Below are 20,876 nucleotides of genomic sequence, written 5' to 3'. Positions count from 1 at the left end.
AAAATCAGGGATGTCTATTCTGATGCGACAGTCAACAAGATTATTCCGGACAGCAGTGCGCCTGCGCGGGAACGACGGGCTGGCGGAGGTGGTGCTGACCCCGCCAGCGGTGTTGAAAATCAACGCAGCGTACGCGCAAAGAACTCATCAGTACGGCTGTTTGCCAGCATGGCCGCATCATGGTCATAGTGACCGCCGCCCGGCCGGGCAAACGCATGATCGCACCCCGGATACACATGGATTTCGGCGTCGGCGCTGTCGGCAAACGCCGCCTTGATCTGCTCTTGCGCGTCCGGGCCGACGTATTCGTCGTTGCCCGCCAGGTGGTACAGGATCGGTGCGCCGATGTTCTTGGCTTCACCCAGGTAGTTGTCGGTGCCGCCGCCGTAGTAGGCCGCAAAGGCGTCGCCATCGGTGCGCGCTGCGCTCAGGTATGTCATCAGGCCGCCCAGGCAGTAACCGGTAACGCCCACTTTGCCGGTGCTGCCTTCCATCGTGCGCGCCGCGCTGATGGTGGCGGCGATGTCCTGCACGCCATGGTCGAAATCGTAGCTTTTATACAGCGCGAACGCGCGCGCGACGTCGGCCTCGCTCGCTTCGGACAGGTCGACGCCCGGCTCGTCGCGCCAGAACAGATCCGGGGCAACGGCGATATAGCCTTTGGCGGCGTAATTGTCGGCAATGCTGCGGATGCCGGCATTCACGCCGAAGATCTCTTGCAGCACGATGATGACCGGGTAGGTGCCGACGACATTCGGGCGGGCCACGTAGCAGTCGAAGCTGCGTTCGGCGGTAGTGACGGTGAGTGTTTCGGACATGGGATTCCTCTGGTTGAAGGGTTGGGTGCCGGCCGGGGGCAGACAGCGCCGGCCGTAGCGTTGTATATGATATCGCACCCGCAGGCATACGTTCTTCGGCCAAAACCTGTAAGTACAAAACCTTGTTTGCATGCTACGAAGAAACACGATACTATGTAAATGCGAATCACTCTCATTTATAAATCGGACCTCATGGCTGCCAAACACCTTATCGCCTTTCTCGCGCTCGCCGCGCACACGGTCACCGCCATCGCGCAAACCACTGCCCCGGCCATCGTCGAAATCCGCGGCGCCATGGATTACGCGACTGAATCGGGCCAGGCCAGCACGGCCACCCGCACCGACCAGTCGCTGATGGACGTGGCGCAATCGGTGCAGGTGATCGGGCCGACAGTGCTGGACGACCTGCAAGTGCGTAATCTCGACGAGGCGATGTCGCTGGTGAGCGGCATCGCCCAGGCGCCCACCCGCGCCGGCACGCAGGACGCGTTCGTGCGCCGGGGCTTTACCGGCGAATCGTCCGGCGGCACGCTGCGCGACGGCGTGCGCTCGATCCAGGCGCGCAACTTCAGCGCCACCACCGACCGCATCGAGGTGCTCAAGGGGCCGGCCTCGACGCTGTACGGCATCCAGGAGCCGGGCGGCGTGATCAACGTGGTCAGCAAGGTGCCGCTGGCGCGTGCGCGCACCGATGTGCAGGTCGACACCGAAGAAGCCGGCGGTTACGGCGTGCAGTTCGACCACACCGGCCCGATCGAGGGGAGTAACTGGTCGTACCGTTTCATCGCATCGAGCGAAGACCGCGACGACTGGCGCAACTTCGGCACCACCCGGCGCGACCTGGTGGCGCCGTCGCTGGCCTGGCGGAGCAGCGGCACCGAATTCATCGTGAGCTACGAACACACCGACTACGATGTGCCGTTCGACGACGGCGCGATCTTCGGCGCCGACGGCGCGCCGATCGCCGTGCCGCGCGAGCGCCGCTTCAGCGAGGCGTTCTCGCGCATGGAAGGCAACACGGATTTCATCAGCACGCGCCTGCAGCATGCGATCAATAGCCAATGGACGGCGCGCGCCAGCTACGCCTTCAACCGCAATCGCTACAGCGACGTGCGCGTGCGCGCCAACCGCTACGACGATGCGACCGGGCTGCTGCGGCGCCGTGTCGACGGCCGCCAGGACGTCGACGACAGCAGCAACTACGCTGTCGCCGACCTGGTGGGCAAGTTCCGCACCGGTGGCATCGGTCACGAAGTGCTGGTAGGCGTGGACCACGAGCGCACGCTGGGCCGCACCGGCGGCGAGCTGCTGCGCCTGACCTACAATGGCTTCGACACCGTCAACCCGGTGTATGGCCAGATCCCGCTGCCGACCGAATACGACGACGAAAGCCGCAACGCACGTGCGCTGTTGAGCACGACGTCGGTCTTTGCCCAGGACAGCATGTCGCTTGGCGAGCGCTGGATCGTGTCGGGTTCGGTGCGCTACCAGCGTTATCGCCAGGAAGAAGGCGCCGGCCTGAATTTCGTCGAGACGCAGAATATCTCGGGCTCGGAAGTGCTGCCGCGCGTCGGCGCGCTCTACAAACTCGCGCCACAGGTGTCGCTGTACGCCAGCTACGCCACCTCGTTCGTGCCGAACGTGGCCAGCAGCCCGACGCAGGGCGCGTTCGATCCGACCGAAGGCCGCTCGCTGGAACTGGGCGCCAAGTTCAAGGCCGCCGAGCGCATTTCGGGCACGTTCGCGCTGTTCGACATCGAGAAGAAGAACATCGTCGTCAACCTCGATGACGACACGGCCCAGGCGATCGGCAAGGCCCGCTCGCGCGGCGCCGAGCTCGATGTCACCGGCCAGGTCAACGCGCAACTGCGCTTCATCGGCGCCTATGCCTTTACCGCCACTGAAGTGCTGGAAGACGCCAGCGGCCTGCAGGGCAACCGCCTGCCGAACGCGCCGCGTCATGCAGCCTCGATCGCCGCGCACTACACGCCGGGCTGGCGCATCGCCAACCTGCCGCTGCATGCCAACGCCGCGATCCGTTACTCGGGCGAGCGCGAAGGCGACTCGGCCAATTCGGTGACGCTGCCGTCGTACACGGTGACCGACCTGGGCGTGGGCACGCAGTTCAACTGGAACGGCACGGCGCTCAAGCTCGATGTCATGCTGCGCAACGCGTTCGATCGCGCCTACTACCCGTCGGCCGATGGCGCCTTGCGCGCACTGGTGGGTACGCCGCGCCAGCTGGGCGTGCGCCTGCGCAGCACGTTCTGACAGCGGTCGTTGCCCCGAGACTGTGGGCGGCCATTGCACGCAGATAGATTCAAGGCGGTATGATCATCATCATTGGTCACCGCCTTGAAAGAACCGCACATGAGTCATTTTGAACATCTACGCAGCCACGCGATTCCTGCACTGCAGGCGTCGGTGGAAGATTACCTGGCCCCCGTCTCGGGCGCGCGCCACATCCACCTGAGCACCAGCGGCGCCGAGATGGCGTTCCTGGTGGCGTTTCCCACGGTGCCCGACGCCAGCGACGGCCGCGCGCACATCCTCGAACACCTGGCGCTGTGCGGCTCGCAGCGCTATCCGGTGCGCGACCCGTTCTTCGCCATGCTGCGCCGCTCGACCGCGACCTTCATGAATGCGTTCACCTACGCCGACCGCACCGTCTATCCGTTCGTCAGTACCGACGAAAACGACTTCTTCAACCTGCTCGACGTATACCTCGACGCGGCCTTCTTCCCGAAGCTCGACTACCTGAACTTCTTACAGGAAGGCTGGCGCTACACGCTCGACGACGGCAAGCTCGGTTACCAGGGTGTCGTCTTCAATGAAATGAAGGGCGCGTTCGCCGACCCGGGCCACGCGCTGTACAAGGGCCTGACCTCGACCATCCTCTCCGGCACCACCTACGAGGTCGATTCCGGCGGCGACCCGCTGGCCATCCCCGAGCTCACGCACCAGATGCTCAAGGACTTCCACGCCAGCCACTACCACCCGTCGCAGGCGATCTTCATGACGGCCGGGCCGCTGCCCGCCGCTGCCGTGCAGGCCCGCATCGCCGAGCGCGTGCTGGCGCGCCAGACCGACGTGTCGGCACGCCGCATCCCGCAACTGGCCAGCGCGTTTGCGGCGCCACAGCGCAATACCGTGCGCATCCCGTCGCAGCAGGGCCGCGACAATGAATTCGGCCTGCAGATCACCTGGCTGATGAACGAGTCGGCGATCCCGAAGGTGGCGTTCGAAGCCAGCCTGCTGTCGGCTGGCCTGCTGGGCGACGCCGCCGCGCCGCTGATGAAGGCGATGGAAACAGCGGGCTATGGCCGCCCGTCGGGCTTCAATGGCCATGACGACAGCGCGCGCCAGATGCTGTTCCACGTCGGCATGGAGGGGCTCACCGAGGCGCAGGTGGCCACGGCTGAAGCGCTGCTCTGGACGACGCTCGATCAGGTGGCCGAGCAGGGTGTCTCGCACGCCACGCTGCAGGCCGCGCTGCGCGACCTGAAGTACCAGCAGCGCAATACCCGCAGCGGCGGCATGCCGAACGTGCTCGAACGCCTGCTGATCGCGCTGCCGGTGGCGATGCGTGACGGGGATGTCATGACTGCCTTTGACAGCGACGCGATCCTGCAAGAGATGGAGCGCGATATCGCCGATCCCGCATACTTCAAGTCGCTCGTGCGCAACCTGCTGACATCACCTGGCCGCCTGGTCTCGACCATCGTGCCGGACGCCGGCTATTTTTCCGACCGCGACGCGCTCGAAACCGCGCGCCTGGCGCAGCTGTCGGCCACGCTGACCGACGCCGACCGCGCCCGCATCGCGGCCGATAGCGCCGCCCTCGACGCGCACCAGAAAACGCCGTTCGATACGCAGGTGCTGCCGCGCATCCGGCCGGGCGACGTAAGCGCAGAACCGCGCAGCCTTCCGGCCATCGATCCGGCTGCCGGCGCCACGCATGTCTTCAGCATTGGCTCGAACGGCATTTCGTCGGCCAGCGTCGTGTACGACGTCTCGGCCATCCCGGCGGCCGACTGGTCCTGGCTGGCGCTGTATGCCCAGCTGCGCGACGAACTGGGTCTCGAGGGCCTCGACTACGCCGAAGCCGGCGCCTGGCGCCAGCGCATGGTGCCGTCGTTCCGCTTCGAGCTGCAGCCGTTCCAGCTGCCAAGCGGCGCGCTGCAGGTTGACCTGGCGGTATCGGCCAGCGGCTTGCGCGAAGAGCATGCCAACATCGCCGAGGTATTGGGCGCCTATCTGGCGCGGCCCCGTTTCGACGAACACGTGCGCCTCGGCTATCTGATCGAGCGCACCGTGGAGAACACGCTCGACGATCTGGCGCAGGCCGGCAGCGGCTACGCGTCGCTCGCCGTCAGTGCGCCGCTGGCGCCGGTGCGGCGCTTCCAGGACGCCATCGCCGGCCCGACGGCGCTGGCGTTCACCGCGCGCCTGAAACAACTGGCGGCCACGCCCGACGGCCTGGCCCAGGTCGCGGCCGAACTGGCGCGCATGCACGCGGCCGTTCTCAGCGGCCAGCCGAGCATCCTGTGCGCCGGCAGCGGCGACGATGGACAAGCACTGGCGCGCCTGGTGGAGGCGGCCATTCCCGTCGCCGGCGCAGCGCCGGACCCTGTTGCCGGCAATACCGGAGCCGCGCCGCACGCTGCGCTGCCGCTGGCGAACGTCGCGCTGCACGCGGCCGGCCAAGTGAACCATTGCAGCATCGCCTGGGCGGCGCCGATGGCGCACCATCCAGATGCCGGCGCGCTGAGCGTGGCCGCCGAACTGCTGACGAACCAGGTGCTGCACACGGCGCTGCGCGAAGCGGGCGGCGCCTACGGCGGCAATGCCTCGTACGGCGGCGACTCGGGCGTGTTCTCGATGTCGTCCTACCGCGATCCGCGCCTGGCGGCGACCTACCGCGATTTCGACGCGGCGATCGATACCTTGCTCGACACCGACTACAGCGACGAGCAGCTCGAGGAAGCCATCATCGGCGTCATCAAGGCGCTCGATAAACCCGAAGCCCCGTGGGACGCGGTGCGCCTGGGCTGGCGCATCCACCGGCGCGGCACCGACCTGGCCACGCGCCAGCGTTTCCGCCAGGCCGTGCTGGGCTGCACGCTGGCGCAGGTGAAGGCGGTCGTGCTGACCTATCTGAAGAACGGCGACGCCAGCCGTGCGGCGTTTGCGGGGAATACGACGCAGGATCTGGCGGGGTTGACGGTGGTGGATTTGTCGGCGGCTGCGGGCGCCTGAGGGGCGACTCGCTGCCCGTTCGGCAAAATGATGCCTTGCTCTGCAAGAAACGGCAGAGTTCGGCATCATGGTGCGTTATTCACTCACATAGAAAGAATTTCGCATGTCAGATCTCCTGCAAACCCTGCAGTGGCGTTATGCCACCAAAAAAATGGACCCTGCTAAAAAGGTCGCCAAAGAAAAGATCGACCGCATTCTCGAGGCGGTCCGCCTGACGGCCAGTTCCAGTGGACTGCAACAATACGAGATGTTTGTGGTGACGAACGATGCGCTGCGTGAACAGATCAAGGCGGTTGCCTGGAACCAGGCTCAAGTAACGGACAGCTCGCACCTGCTCGTGTTCGCCGCGTGGGATACCTATACGGCCGAGCGCATCAATGCGATGTTTGATCTGGTCAACCGCGAGCGCGGCATCAAAAACGAAGGTTGGGAAGCCTACCGCCAGCAATTGCTGTCGACCTACCCGCAACGCGACGCCCAGACCAATTTCGAGCACGCCGCACGCCAGGCTTACATCGGCCTCGGCAGCGCACTGATTGCCGCCGCCGACGAAAAAGTGGATGCCACGCCGATGGAAGGTTTCGATCCGACCAAGGTCGACGAGATCCTGAAATTGCGTGAACGTGGATTGCGATCGGTGATCCTCTTGCCGGTTGGCTATCGCGCGGATGAAGGCGACTGGCTTGTCGACCTCAAGAAAGTGCGCCGGCCAATGTCGCAGTTCGTTACCGAGCTGGCGTAGGCAGCAAGCCTTGCCGATTTCAAGTCCGATAGTTCGCTTCCGACGACGTCTTTTGCAACCTGCGCGGCAATCTGGCGACCGTCTTCACCCCACAACCGCGCGCCCTGAGCAACGCCGCTCAAGGCAGGCTTGAGTCAAGGCATTAGCGGGACGGGGCGGATCGCCGCGTCGTCGCCAACCTGCGTAGACTGCGGCCGCGACGCATCATGCAGGGCCGCGCTGACCAGCGTGCAGCCGCGCCCCTGCGACTTGGCGTCGTAGAGGGCGACGTCGGCACGTTGCAGCAGGATGTCGATGGTATCGCTGTCGCGGACGCGCATGTCGACACCTGCGCTGTACGACAGCGCGAACCCCAGCGCCTGTTGCGAGTGCCGCGCCAGCCACGCGCGCAGGCGTGCGTCGTGGGCCATGATGGCGGCGCTATCGGCGTCATTGAGCAGCACGCAGAACTCTTCTCCGCCGTAACGGCAGCAGGCGTCGCCGCTGCGGCTGACGGCGCGCAAGCCTTCGGCGAACAATTGCAGCGCGCGGTCACCGACGGCATGGCCGTGCTGATCGTTGATCTGCTTGAAATGGTCGAGGTCGAGCAGAAGCACGCCGATTGGCTTCCGGTAGCGCACGCTGTTGGCGAGGTCGGCGCTCGCCTGTATCAGCCAGGCCCGGCGGTTCAGGACGCCGGTCAAGCCGTCCATCGTGGCCAGCCGCTCCAGGTCGCGGGCCGCTTCATCGCGGTGGGCCAGCAGGATGGCGGCCATCGACAGCACCAGCATCGAGTTCGATGACAGTGCGAAGATCTGGTTCACCAAGTAGGGGCCGAAAAAGCTCGGAAATTCGTTGGTGTAGAAGGCGCCCAGCACGGCGCGGCACGCCAGCACCGTCATCTGGACCGACAGGCAGATGACCAGCAGCCAGCGCCAGCGTCCAACCGGCAGTTGTGGCGGCCGGCACAGCGTGACCACCACGGTGGCGATCTGCAGCGCCAGCAGGCCATTGGCCCAGCCGACCCTGAACGCATAGTTGGAAAAGCCGATGCTGTAGCCGGCTGTCATCAGGACGGCGATGGCGGCTGGCAGGCGCACGGAGACATCGCGCCCACACCACAGCTGGAAGGCAATGGCATTGAACACCATGCCGCTCGACACGCAAGCCATTGCCAGCGTCGACAGCAAATGGTCGGCCCAGCCACCCGGTGGGCAGGCGCTCGAGGCGATCAGGCTGAACCAACCGGTGGTCTGCAGGATGATCCCGGCCTGGGCGCAGCGCGCCGCGCGGTTCACCCGGCCCATGAAATAGGGTAGCGTCAAGGACATGATCGACAGATTGAGCGTCATGGCGATGAACAGGGAGGGGACGTCGATGTTGAGCACTGACTTTACTCTCGAAAAAAAGCCACGAAGCACGGCATTGCCGTTGCCTGCCAGCGCTACCCCTCGTGCTGGCGGGGGAGGACGGAAAGGGAGGCAAAACGGGCTCGGATGCCGGCGCGAGAACGACCTTCCAAACGACGCACTACCTTGAACGCGGCTACCGGATCAGGCGATCGTTATATAGACAACGATCATTATCCGCTGTTTCAAGGAAACTTTGTGCTCGCAGTCGGATGATTCAGGGAGCGTAGACGCACCCTGTAACGCTGGAAGACATGACAGGTGCTTCCTGTCTTCATTCACACGAACGATCGAGTCAGGTCGTCCCTGTTTGTAACGGAGACTTGGTGGAGAGCGATTTTTGATTGACCACGGTATAGAACGATTGCGCTGTGATGATTGCGAAGCGCACGTTATTTGAAAACAGCGGGATGCTAACCCGCTGTTTTTTAGGGAATCTCTTGGTCGGGGTGAGAGGATTCGAACCTCCGGCCTCTACGTCCCGAACGTAGCGCTCTACCGGGCTAAGCTACACCCCGACGGTTCGGGATGTACGTACAACCACCCCAGGGATGGTCGCAATATAAAATCGCCTAGTGGTTCCTGTCAACCGCGAAGCTGCTCAGCTGGAGCAGGCTGCTTTTGAACACACTGTCCGGCAGGTCGGCGATCGCTTCGGACGCCCGGCGCGCCGCCTGTTCAGCCTGCGCGCGCGTGTAATCGAGCGCGCCGCTCGACGTCACCGCCGCCAGCACTGCATCGAACTGTGCCTCGTCGCCTTGCTCGATGCAGCTGCGTACCAGCGCGCGCTGTTCTGGCGTGCCGTGTTCCATCAGCCAGATCAGCGGCAGGGTTGGCTTGCCTTCGCGCAGATCATCACCGACATTCTTGCCGATTTCGGCTGCGTCGCCGGCGTAGTCGAGCACGTCGTCGATCAGCTGGAACGCGGTGCCCAGTGAACGGCCGTACTCGCCGGCCGCCGCGATCTGCGTGTCATTCGCGCCGGCGATCAGTGCGCCCAGTTCGGCAGCGGCTTCGAACAGCTTGGCGGTCTTGGAGCGGATCACGAGCAGGTAGCTTGCTTCCGTCACGTCCGGATCGTGCATGTTCAGCAGCTGCAGCACTTCGCCCTCGGCGATCACGTTGGTGGCGTCGGACAGGATCTGCATGACGCGCATGCTGTCCAGGCCAACCATCATCTGGAATGCGCGCGAGTACAAAAAGTCGCCGACCAGCACCGAGGCGGCGTTGCCGAACAGGGCGTTGGCGGTCTGGCGGCCGCGGCGCATCGACGATTCGTCGACGACGTCGTCGTGCAGCAGCGTGGCGGTGTGGATGAATTCGACGACGGCGGCCAGCTCATGGTGCGCGCTGCCGCGGTAGCCGTAGGCGTTGGCCAGCAGCAGGACCAGTACTGGACGGATGCGCTTGCCGCCGGCGCTGATGATGTACTCGGCGATCTGGTTGACCAGCGGGACGTCGGAATGCAGCCGCTGGCGGATCACCGTGTTGACGGCCTCCATATCGGGCGCGATCGACTGGACAATGGTGTTCTGTTGGGCGTGTTGGGTAGCGGCTGACAAGGCTGACCTGCGTGGGCGTTGGGTTAACTATAAGAGTGGGGCGATTATACGTCATGGGAGGGGGAACCGTCCGGCTGACAGGGACGCACTCGCCTGGAGGATGCCAGGTCAGCTGTTGACGTGCGGCCACGCGGAAAAGTGATCGCTGAATGCTTTTGACGGGGTGCGGTTACTTGTGTATAATCCTCTGTTCCCCGGCTTAAGAATAGTTCAGCGTGACAAGCGCAGGACGACGCGCCGAGGGGTTCTTTTAACATTTGATGAGGTTTCAAATCATGTACGCGGTCATAAAAACCGGTGGCAAGCAATACAAAGTTGTCGCTGGTGAAAAACTTAAAGTAGAACAGATACCGGCAGACATTGGTTCCGAACTCACGATCGATCAGGTCCTCGCCCTTGGCGAAGGCGAAAGCATCAAGTTTGGTGCTCCGCTGGTCGAAGGTGCAACGGTGCTGGTGAAAGTGGTTTCGCAGGGTCGCCACGACAAAGTGCGTATCTTCAAGATGCGTCGTCGTAAGCACTACCAGAAGCGTATGGGCCATCGCCAAAACTTCACCGAAATCCAGATCGTTTCGATCAACGGCTAATCCCCGTTCCGGTTCCCAGCAACGTCATCCAGGAGTAAATAAATGGCACACAAAAAAGGCGGCGGTACTACCCGCAACGGCCGTGACTCAGAAAGCAAGCGCCTCGGCGTGAAAGTCTACGGCGGCCAGGCAGTCAATGCCGGCGGCATCATCATTCGTCAGCGCGGCACCCCAGTGCGCGCCGGCACCGGCGTCGGCACGGGCAAGGATCACACCCTGTTCGCGCTGGTCACTGGCACCGTCAAGTTCGTCAAGCAAGGCGTCGGCTCGAAGCAGTTCGTGACCGTCGTTGCTAACGAAGCAGCGGAAGCAGTCGCAGCGTAATTTACGCGTTTCGCGCCGCTCTCGAGCGGCGCTTCTTTGCAAGGCGCGAGCCTTCCATCGAAAGGCTCTGCCCAAGGTAGGGCCTTTTTAGTTTTTAAGCGGTCACAATCATGAAGTTTATCGACGAAGCAAAAATTGAAGTCATCGGAGGCGACGGCGGCAACGGATGCGCCTCGTTCCGGCGCGAAAAGTTCCGCCCATTTGGCGGTCCCGACGGCGGCGATGGCGGCACGGGCAGCTCGATCTTTGTGGTTGCCGACCGCAACGTCAACACCCTCGTCGACTTTCGCTATTCGAAAGTCCACACCGGCAAGCACGGCGAACCGGGCCGTGGCTCGGATTGCTATGGCAAGGGCGCCGAAGACATTTATATGCGCATGCCAGTTGGCACGCTCATCATCGATGACGTCAACGGCGAGATCATCGCCGACCTGACCGAACACGGCCAGACCGAACTGCTCGCCAAAGGCGGCGAGGGCGGCTGGGGCAATATCCACTTTAAAAGTTCGACCAACCGCGCTCCGCGTCAAAAGACCGAAGGCAAGGAAGGCGAGCGTCGCACCTTGCGCCTCGAGCTGAAAGTGCTGGCGGACGTGGGCCTGCTGGGCATGCCCAACGCCGGTAAATCGACCTTCATCACCGCCGTCTCGAACGCGCGCCCGAAGATCGCCGATTACCCGTTCACCACCCTGCACCCGAACCTGGGTGTGGTGCGCGTGTCGCACGAGAAAAGCTTTGTCGTGGCCGACATTCCGGGCCTGATCGAAGGCGCCGCCGAGGGTGCGGGCCTGGGTCACCAGTTCCTGCGTCACCTGGCGCGCACCGGGCTCTTGCTGCACATTGTCGACCTGTCGTCGTTCGAGGCGAACATCGATCCGGTCAAGGAAGCCAAGGCCCTGATCAAGGAACTCGAAAAGTACGACGAAGAACTGCTGAACAAGCCGCGCTGGCTCGTGCTCAACAAGCTCGACGTGCTCGACGAAGCCGAACGCAAGAAGCGCGTCAAGGACATGGTCAAGCGCTTGGCCTGGAAGGGCCCGGTGTTCGAGATTTCGGCACTGAAACGCGAAGGTTGCCAGGAGCTGATCAACGCGATCTACCTGCACCTCGAAGAAAAGCGTCACGCCGAGCACCGCGCCGAAGAAACCGCGATGACCGAAGAAGCGCGCGGTATTTCGTCGATCGATCCGGACGATCCACGCTTCAAGATCCTCGAAGACTGACCGTTGGCCGGTAGCACTCTTCAGCCCCTCGCCTGGTCGCGCGCCTGGCTGCGCGGCCAGCTGTTGCAGCTGGTCGCGACTGTCAGTTCGCTGGCCTCGCTGGCGGCCTTGCTCGATCCCGACCGTATTGCGTCGGCGATGGGCCTGTTTCTGGTTGGCGTGAACGGCTACAGCCAGTTCTACGCCATCTATGTTGGCGTGCGCCTCGCTACCGCGGGGTTGGCGCTGTTGGCGGCCAGGAACGGCGATCAGCCGTTGCTGGGCGACTTGACTGCCCTGTTCCTCCTGGCCCAGCCGGCCGGCCGCCTCGTCGCGGCCTTCGCGATCGGCTTGCCCACGGGGGTATTATTAGCTGTCTGCGCGGTTGAACTGCTGGCAGGACTTTCCCTGCTCGCATTGCGACCGCGGGGAAAATTCCTGTCGCCATGAACTCCGCCCTCCAACAAGCTTCCCGCATCATCGTCAAGGTCGGTTCCTCCCTCGTCACGGACGAGGGCAGGGGCCTGGACCATACCGCTATTGCCCGCTGGGCATTCCAGATCGCCGCGCTGCGCGCCCTCGGCAAGGACGTCGTCCTGGTCAGCTCGGGCGCCATCGCCGAAGGCATGCTGCGCCTGGGTTTTACCAAGCGCCCGACGGATATCCACGAACTGCAGGCATGCGCCGCCTGCGGCCAGATGGGCCTGGCGCAAATCTATGAATCCAGTTTTCGCGCGCATGGCGTGCAGACGGCCCAGGTGCTGCTCACGCATGCCGACCTGGCCGACCGCGAACGCTACCTGAACGCACGCTCGACGCTGACCACCTTGCTGCGCCTGAATGTGGTGCCGATCATCAACGAGAACGATACCGTCGTCACCGACGAGATCAAGTTCGGCGACAACGATACGCTCGGCGCGCTGGTCGCCAACCTGATCGAGGCCGATGCCCTTGTCATCCTGACCGATCAGCCGGGCCTGTACTCGAGCGACCCGCGCAAGAATCCCGATGCGAAATTGATCCAGCAAGCCCAGGCTGGCGACGTGACGCTGGAAGCCATGGCGGGCGGCGCCGGCAGCAGCATCGGTCGCGGCGGCATGCTGACCAAGGTACTGGCCGCCAAGCGCGCCGCGCGCTCCGGCGCGCACACGGTGATTGCGTGGGGCCGCGAACCGGACGTGCTGACTCGCCTGGCGAATGGCGAGGCGATCGGCACGCAGTTGCTGGCCGCCACCGGCCGCCTGACGGCGCGGCGCCAGTGGATGGTCGATCATTTGCACACAACCGGCGAAGTGGTCATCGATGCCGGCGCGGCGGTCAAGCTCACGCGTGAAGGCAAGTCGCTGTTGCCGATCGGCGTCATCGCCGTCAAGGGCGAGTTCGGTCGTGGCCAGGTGATCACCTGCGTCGACGAAGCGGGCACGCCGCTCGCGCGCGGGCTGACCAATTACGCCAGCAGCGAGGTGCGCCGCATCATGCGCCATTCGTCGACCGAGATCGAGCGCATCCTGGGCTTCGTCGAAGGGCCGGAACTGGTCCATCGCGACAATATGGTGCTGTTGTAAGGGGCGGGCACGCGCCTGCCATATCACCACGCCCGCACGCCTTGCAGCATGCGGGTATTTTTTTGAAAGCTGCCATGCCGTCTTCGCCGCTCGCCGTGGTCCAGGCCCAGCTCGACGCCTACAACGCCAAGGACCTCGACGCCCTGATGCACACCTATGCGCCCGATGCGGCGCAATTCGCGCTGCATGGCGCCCTGCTGGCCGAGGGCCACGCGCAGATCCGTCCACGCTATGCGGTACGTTTTCAGGAGCCCGACCTGCACGCCCGGCTGCTGTCGCGCACGGTGCTGGGCAACTTCGTCACCGACCTCGAGATCGTCACCCGCAATTTCCCGGAAGGAAAGGGCACGGTCGAGATGTTGTGCGTGTACGAAGTGATCGACGGGCGCATCGTGCGCGCCTCGTTCGCCACCGGCGAGACTCGGATGTAACCCGGATCTAAGCCGCTGCTGCGGCGTCCAGCGCCACGGCCGCCGGATCGAGCGTGCCGGCTGGCGCCGGCGTCTTGTCCCTGAACTCGCACAGGTCGGCGATCAGGCAGTTCCAGCATTTCGGCTTGCGCGCCACGCAGGTGTAGCGCCCGTGCAGGATCAGCCAGTGGTGGGCATCGTGCAGGAATTCCTTCGGCACGAACTTCAATAGCTTGTGCTCGACGATGTCGACGTTCTTGCCCGGCGCGATCTTCGTGCGGTTCGAGACGCGGAAGATATGCGTGTCCACCGCCATGGTCGGCTCACCAAACGCCGTATTCAGTACCACGTTCGCCGTCTTGCGCCCGACGCCCGGCAAGGCTTCGAGCGCTTCGCGCACGGGTGGCACTTCGCCGCCGTGCTGCTCGACCAGGATCTGGCAGGTGGCGATCACGTTCTTCGCCTTGGTGTTGTACAGGCCGATGGTCGAAATATAGGTCTTGAGCTCGTCAATGCCCAGGTCGAGGATTGCCTGCGGCGTGTTCGCCACGGGAAACAGGCGGCGCATGGCCTTGTTCACGCCGACGTCGGTCGATTGGGCCGATAGCAGTACCGCGATCAACAGTTCGAACGGCGTGGAAAATTCCAGTTCGGTTGTCGGTGTGGGATTGGCGGCGCGAAAGCGCGTGAAGATGTCGAGACGTTTGGCGGAGTTCATCGAGGTACAGTCAAGTCTCAGGTCGGGTCGGTGTTGCTGGCGGCCTTCAGGCGCGCACGTTCCATGGCGGCGGCGATGATCGCGCGCTTGCGTTCCTTCTCGGCCACTTCTGCTGGCGTATTGGTCGCTTCGGCCGTCACTTCGCGCATTTTCTGGACGGCCTTGGCAGCCAGGCGCGCATCGTTTTCGTCGCGCTCGCGACGCAGGCGCGCTTCGCGGAAGTCGTGGCGGCTGCGCGCCGCGTCGGCTTGTTCCTGCGTCCAGGCATCCCAGCCGGTGCGCTCCCCCGTGACCGGCACCATTGCGATGCAGTCGACCGGGCAGGGCGCCACGCACAGGTCGCAGCCGGTGCACAGGCTCGGCAGGATCGTGTGCATCTGCTTGGCTGCGCCCATGATCGCATCGACCGGACAGGCCTGGATGCACAGGGTACAGCCGATACACAGCGCCTCGTCGATGAACGCCACCGGGCGCGGCCGCTCGAGCCCATTGGCCGGATTGATCGGGATGACGGCGCGGCCGGTGGCGGCGGCCAAACGGCGCACGCCTTCCATGCCGCCCGGCGGGCACTGGTTGATGTCGGCTTCGCCGCTGGCGATCGCTTCCGCATAGGGCCGGCAAGCGGGATACCCGCACTTGGTGCACTGGGTTTGCGGCAGCAGGTCTTCGAGCTGATCGGCGAGGGTCTTGGTCACGGCGTGGCGCAGTTGGTAAAGCCGACATTATCCGCCAAATCCGGATGCGCTGCGGTGAAACAGGGTCGATTGCGCTGCACGTCGAACGCTTCCTTACAGTGCGTGGTCAATCGAACAGAGGGTCAGTTTGCAACGTGCTGTACTATTGCCTGATGCTGAACGACGAGGACTGACCATGAATGAGTTGATCGCGCCGTTGCTGTTCGCCGCCATCTTTTCTGCGGGCGACAATTTACAGACACGTGCGCCAAGGGATGGCAACGCTGCCCCGCACGCCGAGCAGGTTCAGGCTGCGCCTGCGCTGCCTTCGCTGTACCGCAGCGTCGAATCGAGCGGTGAATTGCGGCGCGGCGAGCGTCTGCCAGCGCGCTATCAGACCCATCAGTATGTGATCGAAGACTGGCGCAAGCTGCGCCTGTCAAAGCCGCCGCGTGGACATCAATGGGTCCAGGCCGATGGCAGCTTTGCGCTGGTGGCCATTGCCACCGGGCGGGTGGAGCAGGTGGTGCTGGGGCGCTGAGCGCGGGTTGTCGCACCCCATTGCCCGCGCAAAAAAAATGCCATGACCTCAGCCATGGCATTGTTCATTCTGCGTCCGTTTATTGGTTCTCACGGATAAATTCGGTGATCTTCGGACACACGATCTCGCGCCAGCGGCGGCCCGAGAAAATACCGTAGTGACCGGCTTTCTCGACCACGAACGCGTGTTTTTTCTCGGCCGGCACGCCGCTGCACAGGTCGTGCGCGGCGCTGGTCTGGCCCAGGCCCGAGATGTCGTCCAGCTCGCCCTCAACAGTGAGCAGCGCCACCGATTCGATGTCCTGCGGGCGCACCAGCTGGCCGCCGACATTCCAGGTGCCTTTCGGCAGGCTGAAGTCCTGGAACACGGTCTTGATCGTGTCGAGGTAGTACTCGGCCGGCATGTCGAGCACGGCGTTGTATTCGTCGTAGAACTGGCGGTGCGATTCGGCCGAATCATCGTCGCCCTGCACCAGGTGCTGGTAGAACTCGCGGTGGCTCTGGGCGTGGCGGCCCGGGTTCATGGCGATGAAGCCGGCGTGCTGCAGGAAGCCCGGATAGACCTTGCGGCCAAAGCCCGGGTAATTGCCCGGCACCGCGTAAATCACGGTGTTCTCGAACCACGAAAACGGCTTTTCGACGGCCAGGTCGTTGACGGCCGTGGGCGACTTGCGCGGGTCGATCGGGCCGCCCATCATCGTCATCGTTTTCGGCAGTTTGGCGTCTTTTTCGCTCGCCATCAGCGCAATCGCGGCCAGTACCGGCACGGTTGGCTGGCACACGGAAATCACGTGCACATTCGGGCCCAGATGGCGGATGAAGTCCTGGACGTAGAAGATGTAATTGTCGAGGTGGAACGGGCCGTCGGCCAGCGGCACCATGCGCGCATCGGTCCAGTCGGTGATGAACACGTCATGGTCGACCAGCAGGGCCTTGACGGTGTCGCGCAGCAGCGTGGCGTGGTGGCCCGACAGCGGTGCGACGAGCAGGACGGTTGGCTGGGCCAGCTTGGCGATCCTGGCGTCCGGCAGATCCTTCTTGAAGTGCAGCAGCTTGCAGAACGGTTTGTCGAGCACGATCTGCTCGACGATGGCGACTTCTTCGCCCTTGATCGTGGTGGTCTTGAGGCCGAAGGCCGGCTTCTGGTATTCCTTGCCCAATCGGTACATCAGCTCGTAGCCGGCAGCGATACGCTGCGAAAACGGGGTGTGTGCGAATGGCGAAACGGGATTGGAAAACATCTTCGACGACGCCTCGGCCCACTGCATCAGTGGGGTCAGGAAGGAACGCTGCATTTCGTGCAATTGGTAAAGCATAAATAGATCCTTCTGGTGACTGAGCGCGCCGCAATCGACTGCGTTGAAGCTTCAACGATTATAGGGGATTATTCTTGGCGCGTGGAAACTAGGGCCTGGACGCACCCTTATGCATGGTGCAGTTGTAGCATATTTACCCGCGCACGCTCGGTTGGACGTCCCACATAAAACAAAACGCCCCGCAAGGCGGGGCGTTTCGGGAAGACTCTGTCGCCGAGAAGTTACAGAACGACCGTTCTGGACAACTTAGTCGAACACTGGCGTTTCGACGCCCAGGATCTTGTGCAGTTTCGGCGACGTGGTCGTGTACTGCATGTGGATCTTTTTGTCCGGGAAGATATACGGCGCGGCGCCAAAGGCGGCCAGCGCGGCTTCGTGGAAGCCCGACAGGATCAGCTTTTTCTTGCCCGGATACGTGTTGATGTCGCCGACGGCGAAGATGCCCGGGACATTGGTCTCGAACTTCTCGGTGTCCACCACCTTCAGTTGCTTGCGCTCGATGTCCAGGCCCCACTCGGCGATCGGGCCCAGCTTTGGCGACAGGCCGAAGAACACCAGCAGCATGTCCAGCGGCACGCGGCGGGTGACGCCGTCGGCGCCGGTGACCTTCACTTCGGTCAGCTGGCCGTCTTTTTCATCGAAGCCGGTGACCTGGCCGATGATCAGTTGCATTTCGTATTCGTCGCACAGCGCCTTCATCTTGGCGACCGATGCCGGGGCCGCGCGGAAGTCATCACGGCGATGCACCAGCACCACGGACTCGGCCTTGCCGACGAAGTTCAGCGCCCAGTCGAGCGCCGAGTCGCCGCCGCCGCAGATGACGATGTTCTTGCCATCGAAGCGTGCCGGATCTTTCACGCGGTAGAACAGTTGCTCGTTTTCGAACTTGTCGATCGCGTCGACCTTGATCGTTCGCGCCTGGAATGAACCGACGCCGGCAGCGATGAAGATCGTCTTGGTGATGAACTGGGTGCCGGTCGAGGTTTCGACGTTGAAACGGTTGTCTTCACGGCGCTGCACGCCGGTGACTTCCTGGCCCAGGTGGAAGGTTGGCTCGAACGGCTCGATCTGCTTGAGCAGGTTGTCGGTCAGTTCCTGGCCGGTGCACACCGGCACGGCCGGGATGTCATAGATCGGCTTGTCAGGGTAGAGCTCCACGCACTGGCCGCCGACGGCTGGCAGCGAATCGATGACGTGGGCCTTGATTTCAAGAAGGCCGAGTTCGAAGACCTGGAACAGGCCGACCGGACCGGCGCCGATGATGACGGCATCGGTTTCGATGGCGCCGGCGAACGAACTGTTGGGAGCGATGCTGCCCGCTTCGTGGGTGGCACTGATAGTCATGCGCTTAAATCCTGTGATGTATGAATGGTGAGGCAATGGCGGCCAGAACCGCCATGCAGTACGACCCCGGGACCAACGCCGGACGCCCGGCGCGACGCCTGCCTGACCGCTAGATCAGCGGGCCAGCTGGTCCAGCTTGTCCGTGACGTCTTTCCACTTGTCCGCGTCTGGCAGGGCGGCCTTCGTCTTGGTAATCGACGGCCAGAAGCGCGACAGGTCGGCATTGATCTTGATGAACTGCTGTTGATCGCCAGGCACGTCTTCTTCGGCAAAGATTGCATTGACCGGGCACTCGGCAACGCACACGGCGCAGTCGATGCACTCGTCGGGATCGATGGCGAGGAAATTCGGGCCTTCCCGGAAACAATCTACCGGGCATACATCGACGCAGTCGGTGTAACGACAGCTGATGCACGATTCGGTGACAACGTGGGTCATAACAGTCCTATCAGTTGGTGGGGTGTCGCATTGCCGGGCGCACGAGGGCCGGCCGGACAAGACAAAGCACTGTATTTTAGGGCAATTCCGGTTTTCTCACAAACTCGCGCATATACACAATGGACATAAGCAAATGACGAACTGAACCGCACGGGCGTGCGGTCCGCGGACGGAGCAGAGCAGACGGGTGGTAGCTCAGGCGGCCTGGCGCAGCTGCGCGAGCAGATCTTGCCATTCACCACAGCTGCCGTCCTCTTGCAAGGCAACGGTGTGGCGGCGCGCGCCATCGTCGATCGTGATTTCCCAGCGCGGGATATCGACGCCAAGCGCGGCGCCGAATGCGGCTGCGGGGGCGGCGCCGAAAAAATCGAGGCGTTGCAACAACGCTTCAAGCGCTGGTCCCACGGCCAGTCTGGCGGTGTCGAGCTCGTAGGATTCGGCCAGCCCGGAAAAGCCCCCGTCGGCGCGTGCGCTGATCTTCATGCGAGCAGCGACGCGTCGGCGCCGGCCGGGCCGTGGCGGCCCTGTTCGGCGCACCAGCGGGCCAGCAGGCGTGCTTCGCCGGCCAGCACACGGTCGGCGTCATCGTATTCGGGCAATTGCATGGTGCCGCAGCAGGCGCGCCGGTCTTGCCGGGCGCCGGGGGCATCGCATACGCACGCGGCCAGCGGCACGCCGGGCAGGAATAGCGTTCTTGCTTCGCCGGCCTTCAATTCGCCGGCCTCGACCACTTCGCGCCGGCTGAACTGGTTGCGGATGAAGCCGCCGTACGCGTTCGGCTTGCCATCGCTCGTGACCGCCAGCAGCATGCCGTTGACGACGTCGGCGAAGGTGGCCGCCGCGTCGGGGGCGCCGATCAGGGCGCGCAGCAGCACGCCGCTCAGGTAGGCAGCCACCCGGTGCAACACGGCGGCGTCGTCTTCGCGCTCGGGATTGCGCTCATGGGCGAACAGGTCGGCCAGCACGTCGTACACGGCGCCGGTGAAGACCTGGGAAATGGCGTGCACCTGGGTGCCGGCCTGGCTCAGGCGCAGGTCATTGTCGGCATTGCGCAAGCCATTGCTGTTGCCCAGCGCCAGCCCGAACTGCTCGGCGACGTCGGTCAGGAACGATTTGTCGTGCAGATTGGCCTTGGTCTGGGCGACGATCGCTTCGCACTGGTCGAGCTGCGCCAGCGCCAGGAATACCGCGGTGAGGTCGCCAAACGATTCGTGCAGGCCGCCGGTCTGGGGCGGGGCGTCGGCCTGCAGCCAGCGCGGCTTGATGCCGTCGAGGATCGCGTGGGCGGTCTCGTGCGAGACGATGTCGAACGAGCGGCAGGTAAATACGCGCCCGGGCGCGCCGCTGGGAATGAAGTCGCCGAACTTGAGGCAGCCCTGGGTGCGGCTGTAGAACGCGTTCATGACGTTGGGCAGGCCGTGCGGATAGACGCGCAGTGGATTGGTGTCGCTGCTGCTGTTCCATTGCCACGGCAGCGGCATGGCGACGCCGGCCGCCGCCAGCACGCGCTGGTACATGGTCAGGGTCTGGCGCACGACGGCAAAGGTATGCACGGCGTCGAACTGGGGCGTGTCGGGCTCGGTGACGAAGTCGCCGAAGGCATTCGGTTCGACCGGATCGATGCCGGGCACGCCGGGCGCGATGCGGGCGTCGCGCGGCCCGGCCCGCACCACGCCGGGCAGGTAGGCGCGGCGGGTGCCGATCTCGCCGACCGACGGGTCTTGCTTCCACATCAGCACGCGTGCGCCGAAGGCATAGGGCAGCGGCTCGGCGTCGACGAGTGGCCCCGGATCGGCATCGGCGGGCTCGGCGGTATCAGCGGATTCATCGACCAGGCGGGCCACGCGCCCCGGCTGGCGAAACCGGGCGCCGTGCTGCACCTCGTGCGGCTCCAGGGGATAAGTTTCCATGACGACTCCTTGCGTAATGACGGCGTTCGCCTTCATGGTCGCCCGCTATGTCGAGTACGCTTTGACATGGATCAACCGC

At 63.9% G+C, this 20,876-nt stretch carries 20 protein-coding genes and 1 tRNA gene; 10 read left to right on the top strand and 11 right to left on the bottom strand.

The window, feature by feature from the left end; genetic code table 11:
* Positions 1–119: 119 nt before the first annotated feature.
* Entirely contained in the window at positions 120–818 is a 699-nt protein-coding gene (locus AB2N08_RS16035; RefSeq protein WP_367611703.1) for a dienelactone hydrolase family protein, read from the bottom strand.
* Positions 819–1,010: 192 nt separating this feature from the next.
* On the opposite strand from AB2N08_RS16035, the gene AB2N08_RS16030 reads away from it, so the two are divergent.
* The 3 genes from AB2N08_RS16030 to AB2N08_RS16020 all read left to right on the top strand — a co-directional run bounded on the left by AB2N08_RS16030 (position 1,011) and on the right by AB2N08_RS16020 (position 6,819).
* Entirely contained in the window at positions 1,011–3,089 is a 2,079-nt protein-coding gene (locus AB2N08_RS16030) for a TonB-dependent siderophore receptor (protein WP_367611701.1), read from the top strand.
* Between the two features lie 99 nt (positions 3,090–3,188).
* Entirely contained in the window at positions 3,189–6,077 is a 2,889-nt protein-coding gene (locus AB2N08_RS16025; RefSeq protein ID WP_367611699.1) for an insulinase family protein, read from the top strand.
* Positions 6,078–6,180: 103 nt separating this feature from the next.
* Positions 6,181–6,819 (top strand): NAD(P)H-dependent oxidoreductase, encoded by a 639-nt coding sequence (locus AB2N08_RS16020; protein ID WP_367611697.1) that lies wholly within the window; start codon positions 6,181–6,183, stop codon positions 6,817–6,819.
* A gap of 134 nt (positions 6,820–6,953) precedes the next feature.
* On the opposite strand, the gene AB2N08_RS16015 is transcribed toward AB2N08_RS16020, so the two are convergent.
* The 3 genes from AB2N08_RS16015 to ispB all read right to left on the bottom strand — a co-directional run bounded on the left by AB2N08_RS16015 (position 6,954) and on the right by ispB (position 9,709).
* The gene (locus AB2N08_RS16015) at positions 6,954–8,186 is read right to left on the bottom strand and encodes a GGDEF domain-containing protein (protein WP_367611695.1); all 1,233 of its coding nucleotides are present in this window, start codon (positions 8,184–8,186) and stop codon (positions 6,954–6,956) included.
* Between the two features lie 462 nt (positions 8,187–8,648).
* Positions 8,649–8,725: transfer RNA gene (locus AB2N08_RS16010), tRNA-Pro, on the bottom strand.
* Between the two features lie 54 nt (positions 8,726–8,779).
* The gene (gene ispB, locus AB2N08_RS16005) at positions 8,780–9,709 is read right to left on the bottom strand and encodes an octaprenyl diphosphate synthase (protein WP_370662429.1); all 930 of its coding nucleotides are present in this window, start codon (positions 9,707–9,709) and stop codon (positions 8,780–8,782) included.
* A gap of 335 nt (positions 9,710–10,044) precedes the next feature.
* Here ispB and rplU point away from each other — a divergent pair, with 335 nt between their 5' ends.
* The 6 genes from rplU to AB2N08_RS15975 all read left to right on the top strand — a co-directional run bounded on the left by rplU (position 10,045) and on the right by AB2N08_RS15975 (position 13,878).
* Complete coding sequence (rplU, locus tag AB2N08_RS16000; RefSeq protein WP_183549341.1) at positions 10,045–10,356, top strand: 50S ribosomal protein L21; 312 nt, start codon at positions 10,045–10,047, stop codon at positions 10,354–10,356.
* 42 nt (positions 10,357–10,398) lie between these two features.
* Positions 10,399–10,680 carry a 50S ribosomal protein L27 gene (rpmA, locus tag AB2N08_RS15995; RefSeq protein ID WP_183549343.1) on the top strand — a complete coding sequence of 94 codons (282 nt, stop codon included), beginning with the start codon at positions 10,399–10,401 and terminating at the stop codon, positions 10,678–10,680.
* 110 nt (positions 10,681–10,790) lie between these two features.
* On the top strand, positions 10,791–11,903 hold the full coding sequence (cgtA, locus tag AB2N08_RS15990; protein WP_367611690.1) for an Obg family GTPase CgtA: 1,113 nt from the start codon (positions 10,791–10,793) through the stop codon (positions 11,901–11,903).
* Between the two features lie 3 nt (positions 11,904–11,906).
* The gene (locus AB2N08_RS15985; protein ID WP_367611688.1) at positions 11,907–12,332 is read left to right on the top strand and encodes a hypothetical protein; all 426 of its coding nucleotides are present in this window, start codon (positions 11,907–11,909) and stop codon (positions 12,330–12,332) included.
* Complete coding sequence (proB, locus tag AB2N08_RS15980; protein WP_367611686.1) at positions 12,329–13,447, top strand: glutamate 5-kinase; 1,119 nt, start codon at positions 12,329–12,331, stop codon at positions 13,445–13,447. The genes AB2N08_RS15985 and proB overlap by 4 nt, the downstream gene beginning before the upstream one ends.
* A gap of 74 nt (positions 13,448–13,521) precedes the next feature.
* Positions 13,522–13,878, top strand: coding sequence for a nuclear transport factor 2 family protein (locus AB2N08_RS15975; RefSeq protein WP_367611684.1), 357 nt, complete (start codon positions 13,522–13,524; stop codon positions 13,876–13,878).
* Positions 13,879–13,885: 7 nt separating this feature from the next.
* On the opposite strand, the gene nth is transcribed toward AB2N08_RS15975, so the two are convergent.
* On the bottom strand, positions 13,886–14,575 hold the full coding sequence (nth, locus tag AB2N08_RS15970) for an endonuclease III (protein WP_367611682.1): 690 nt from the start codon (positions 14,573–14,575) through the stop codon (positions 13,886–13,888).
* A gap of 17 nt (positions 14,576–14,592) precedes the next feature.
* Positions 14,593–15,270 (bottom strand): electron transport complex subunit RsxB, encoded by a 678-nt coding sequence (rsxB, locus tag AB2N08_RS15965; RefSeq protein ID WP_367611680.1) that lies wholly within the window; start codon positions 15,268–15,270, stop codon positions 14,593–14,595.
* Positions 15,271–15,445: 175 nt separating this feature from the next.
* Here rsxB and AB2N08_RS15960 point away from each other — a divergent pair, with 175 nt between their 5' ends.
* Complete coding sequence (locus AB2N08_RS15960; protein ID WP_367611678.1) at positions 15,446–15,790, top strand: RcnB family protein; 345 nt, start codon at positions 15,446–15,448, stop codon at positions 15,788–15,790.
* Positions 15,791–15,869: 79 nt separating this feature from the next.
* On the opposite strand, the gene AB2N08_RS15955 is transcribed toward AB2N08_RS15960, so the two are convergent.
* The 5 genes from AB2N08_RS15955 to AB2N08_RS15935 all read right to left on the bottom strand — a co-directional run bounded on the left by AB2N08_RS15955 (position 15,870) and on the right by AB2N08_RS15935 (position 20,797).
* Complete coding sequence (locus AB2N08_RS15955; protein WP_367611676.1) at positions 15,870–17,105, bottom strand: polyhydroxyalkanoate depolymerase; 1,236 nt, start codon at positions 17,103–17,105, stop codon at positions 15,870–15,872.
* A gap of 246 nt (positions 17,106–17,351) precedes the next feature.
* Positions 17,352–18,449: an NAD(P)/FAD-dependent oxidoreductase gene (locus AB2N08_RS15950; RefSeq protein ID WP_367611674.1), complete on the bottom strand. Its 1,098-nt coding sequence runs from the start codon at positions 18,447–18,449 to the stop codon at positions 17,352–17,354.
* A 114-nt stretch (positions 18,450–18,563) separates the two neighbouring features.
* Complete coding sequence (gene fdxA, locus AB2N08_RS15945; protein ID WP_367611672.1) at positions 18,564–18,887, bottom strand: ferredoxin FdxA; 324 nt, start codon at positions 18,885–18,887, stop codon at positions 18,564–18,566.
* A gap of 195 nt (positions 18,888–19,082) precedes the next feature.
* A complete protein-coding gene (locus tag AB2N08_RS15940; protein WP_367611670.1) occupies positions 19,083–19,370 on the bottom strand; it encodes a protealysin inhibitor emfourin in 288 nt (95 codons plus the stop codon).
* Complete coding sequence (locus tag AB2N08_RS15935; protein ID WP_367611668.1) at positions 19,367–20,797, bottom strand: hypothetical protein; 1,431 nt, start codon at positions 20,795–20,797, stop codon at positions 19,367–19,369. Before AB2N08_RS15935 ends, AB2N08_RS15940 begins: the two co-directional genes overlap by 4 nt.
* Positions 20,798–20,876 lie beyond the last annotated feature (79 nt).

It is taken from the genome of Massilia aurea, assembly GCF_040790145.1.
GTDB classification, from domain to species: domain Bacteria; phylum Pseudomonadota; class Gammaproteobacteria; order Burkholderiales; family Burkholderiaceae_D; genus Telluria; species Telluria aurea_C.
This window is presented reverse-complemented; position numbering and strand designations above follow the sequence as displayed.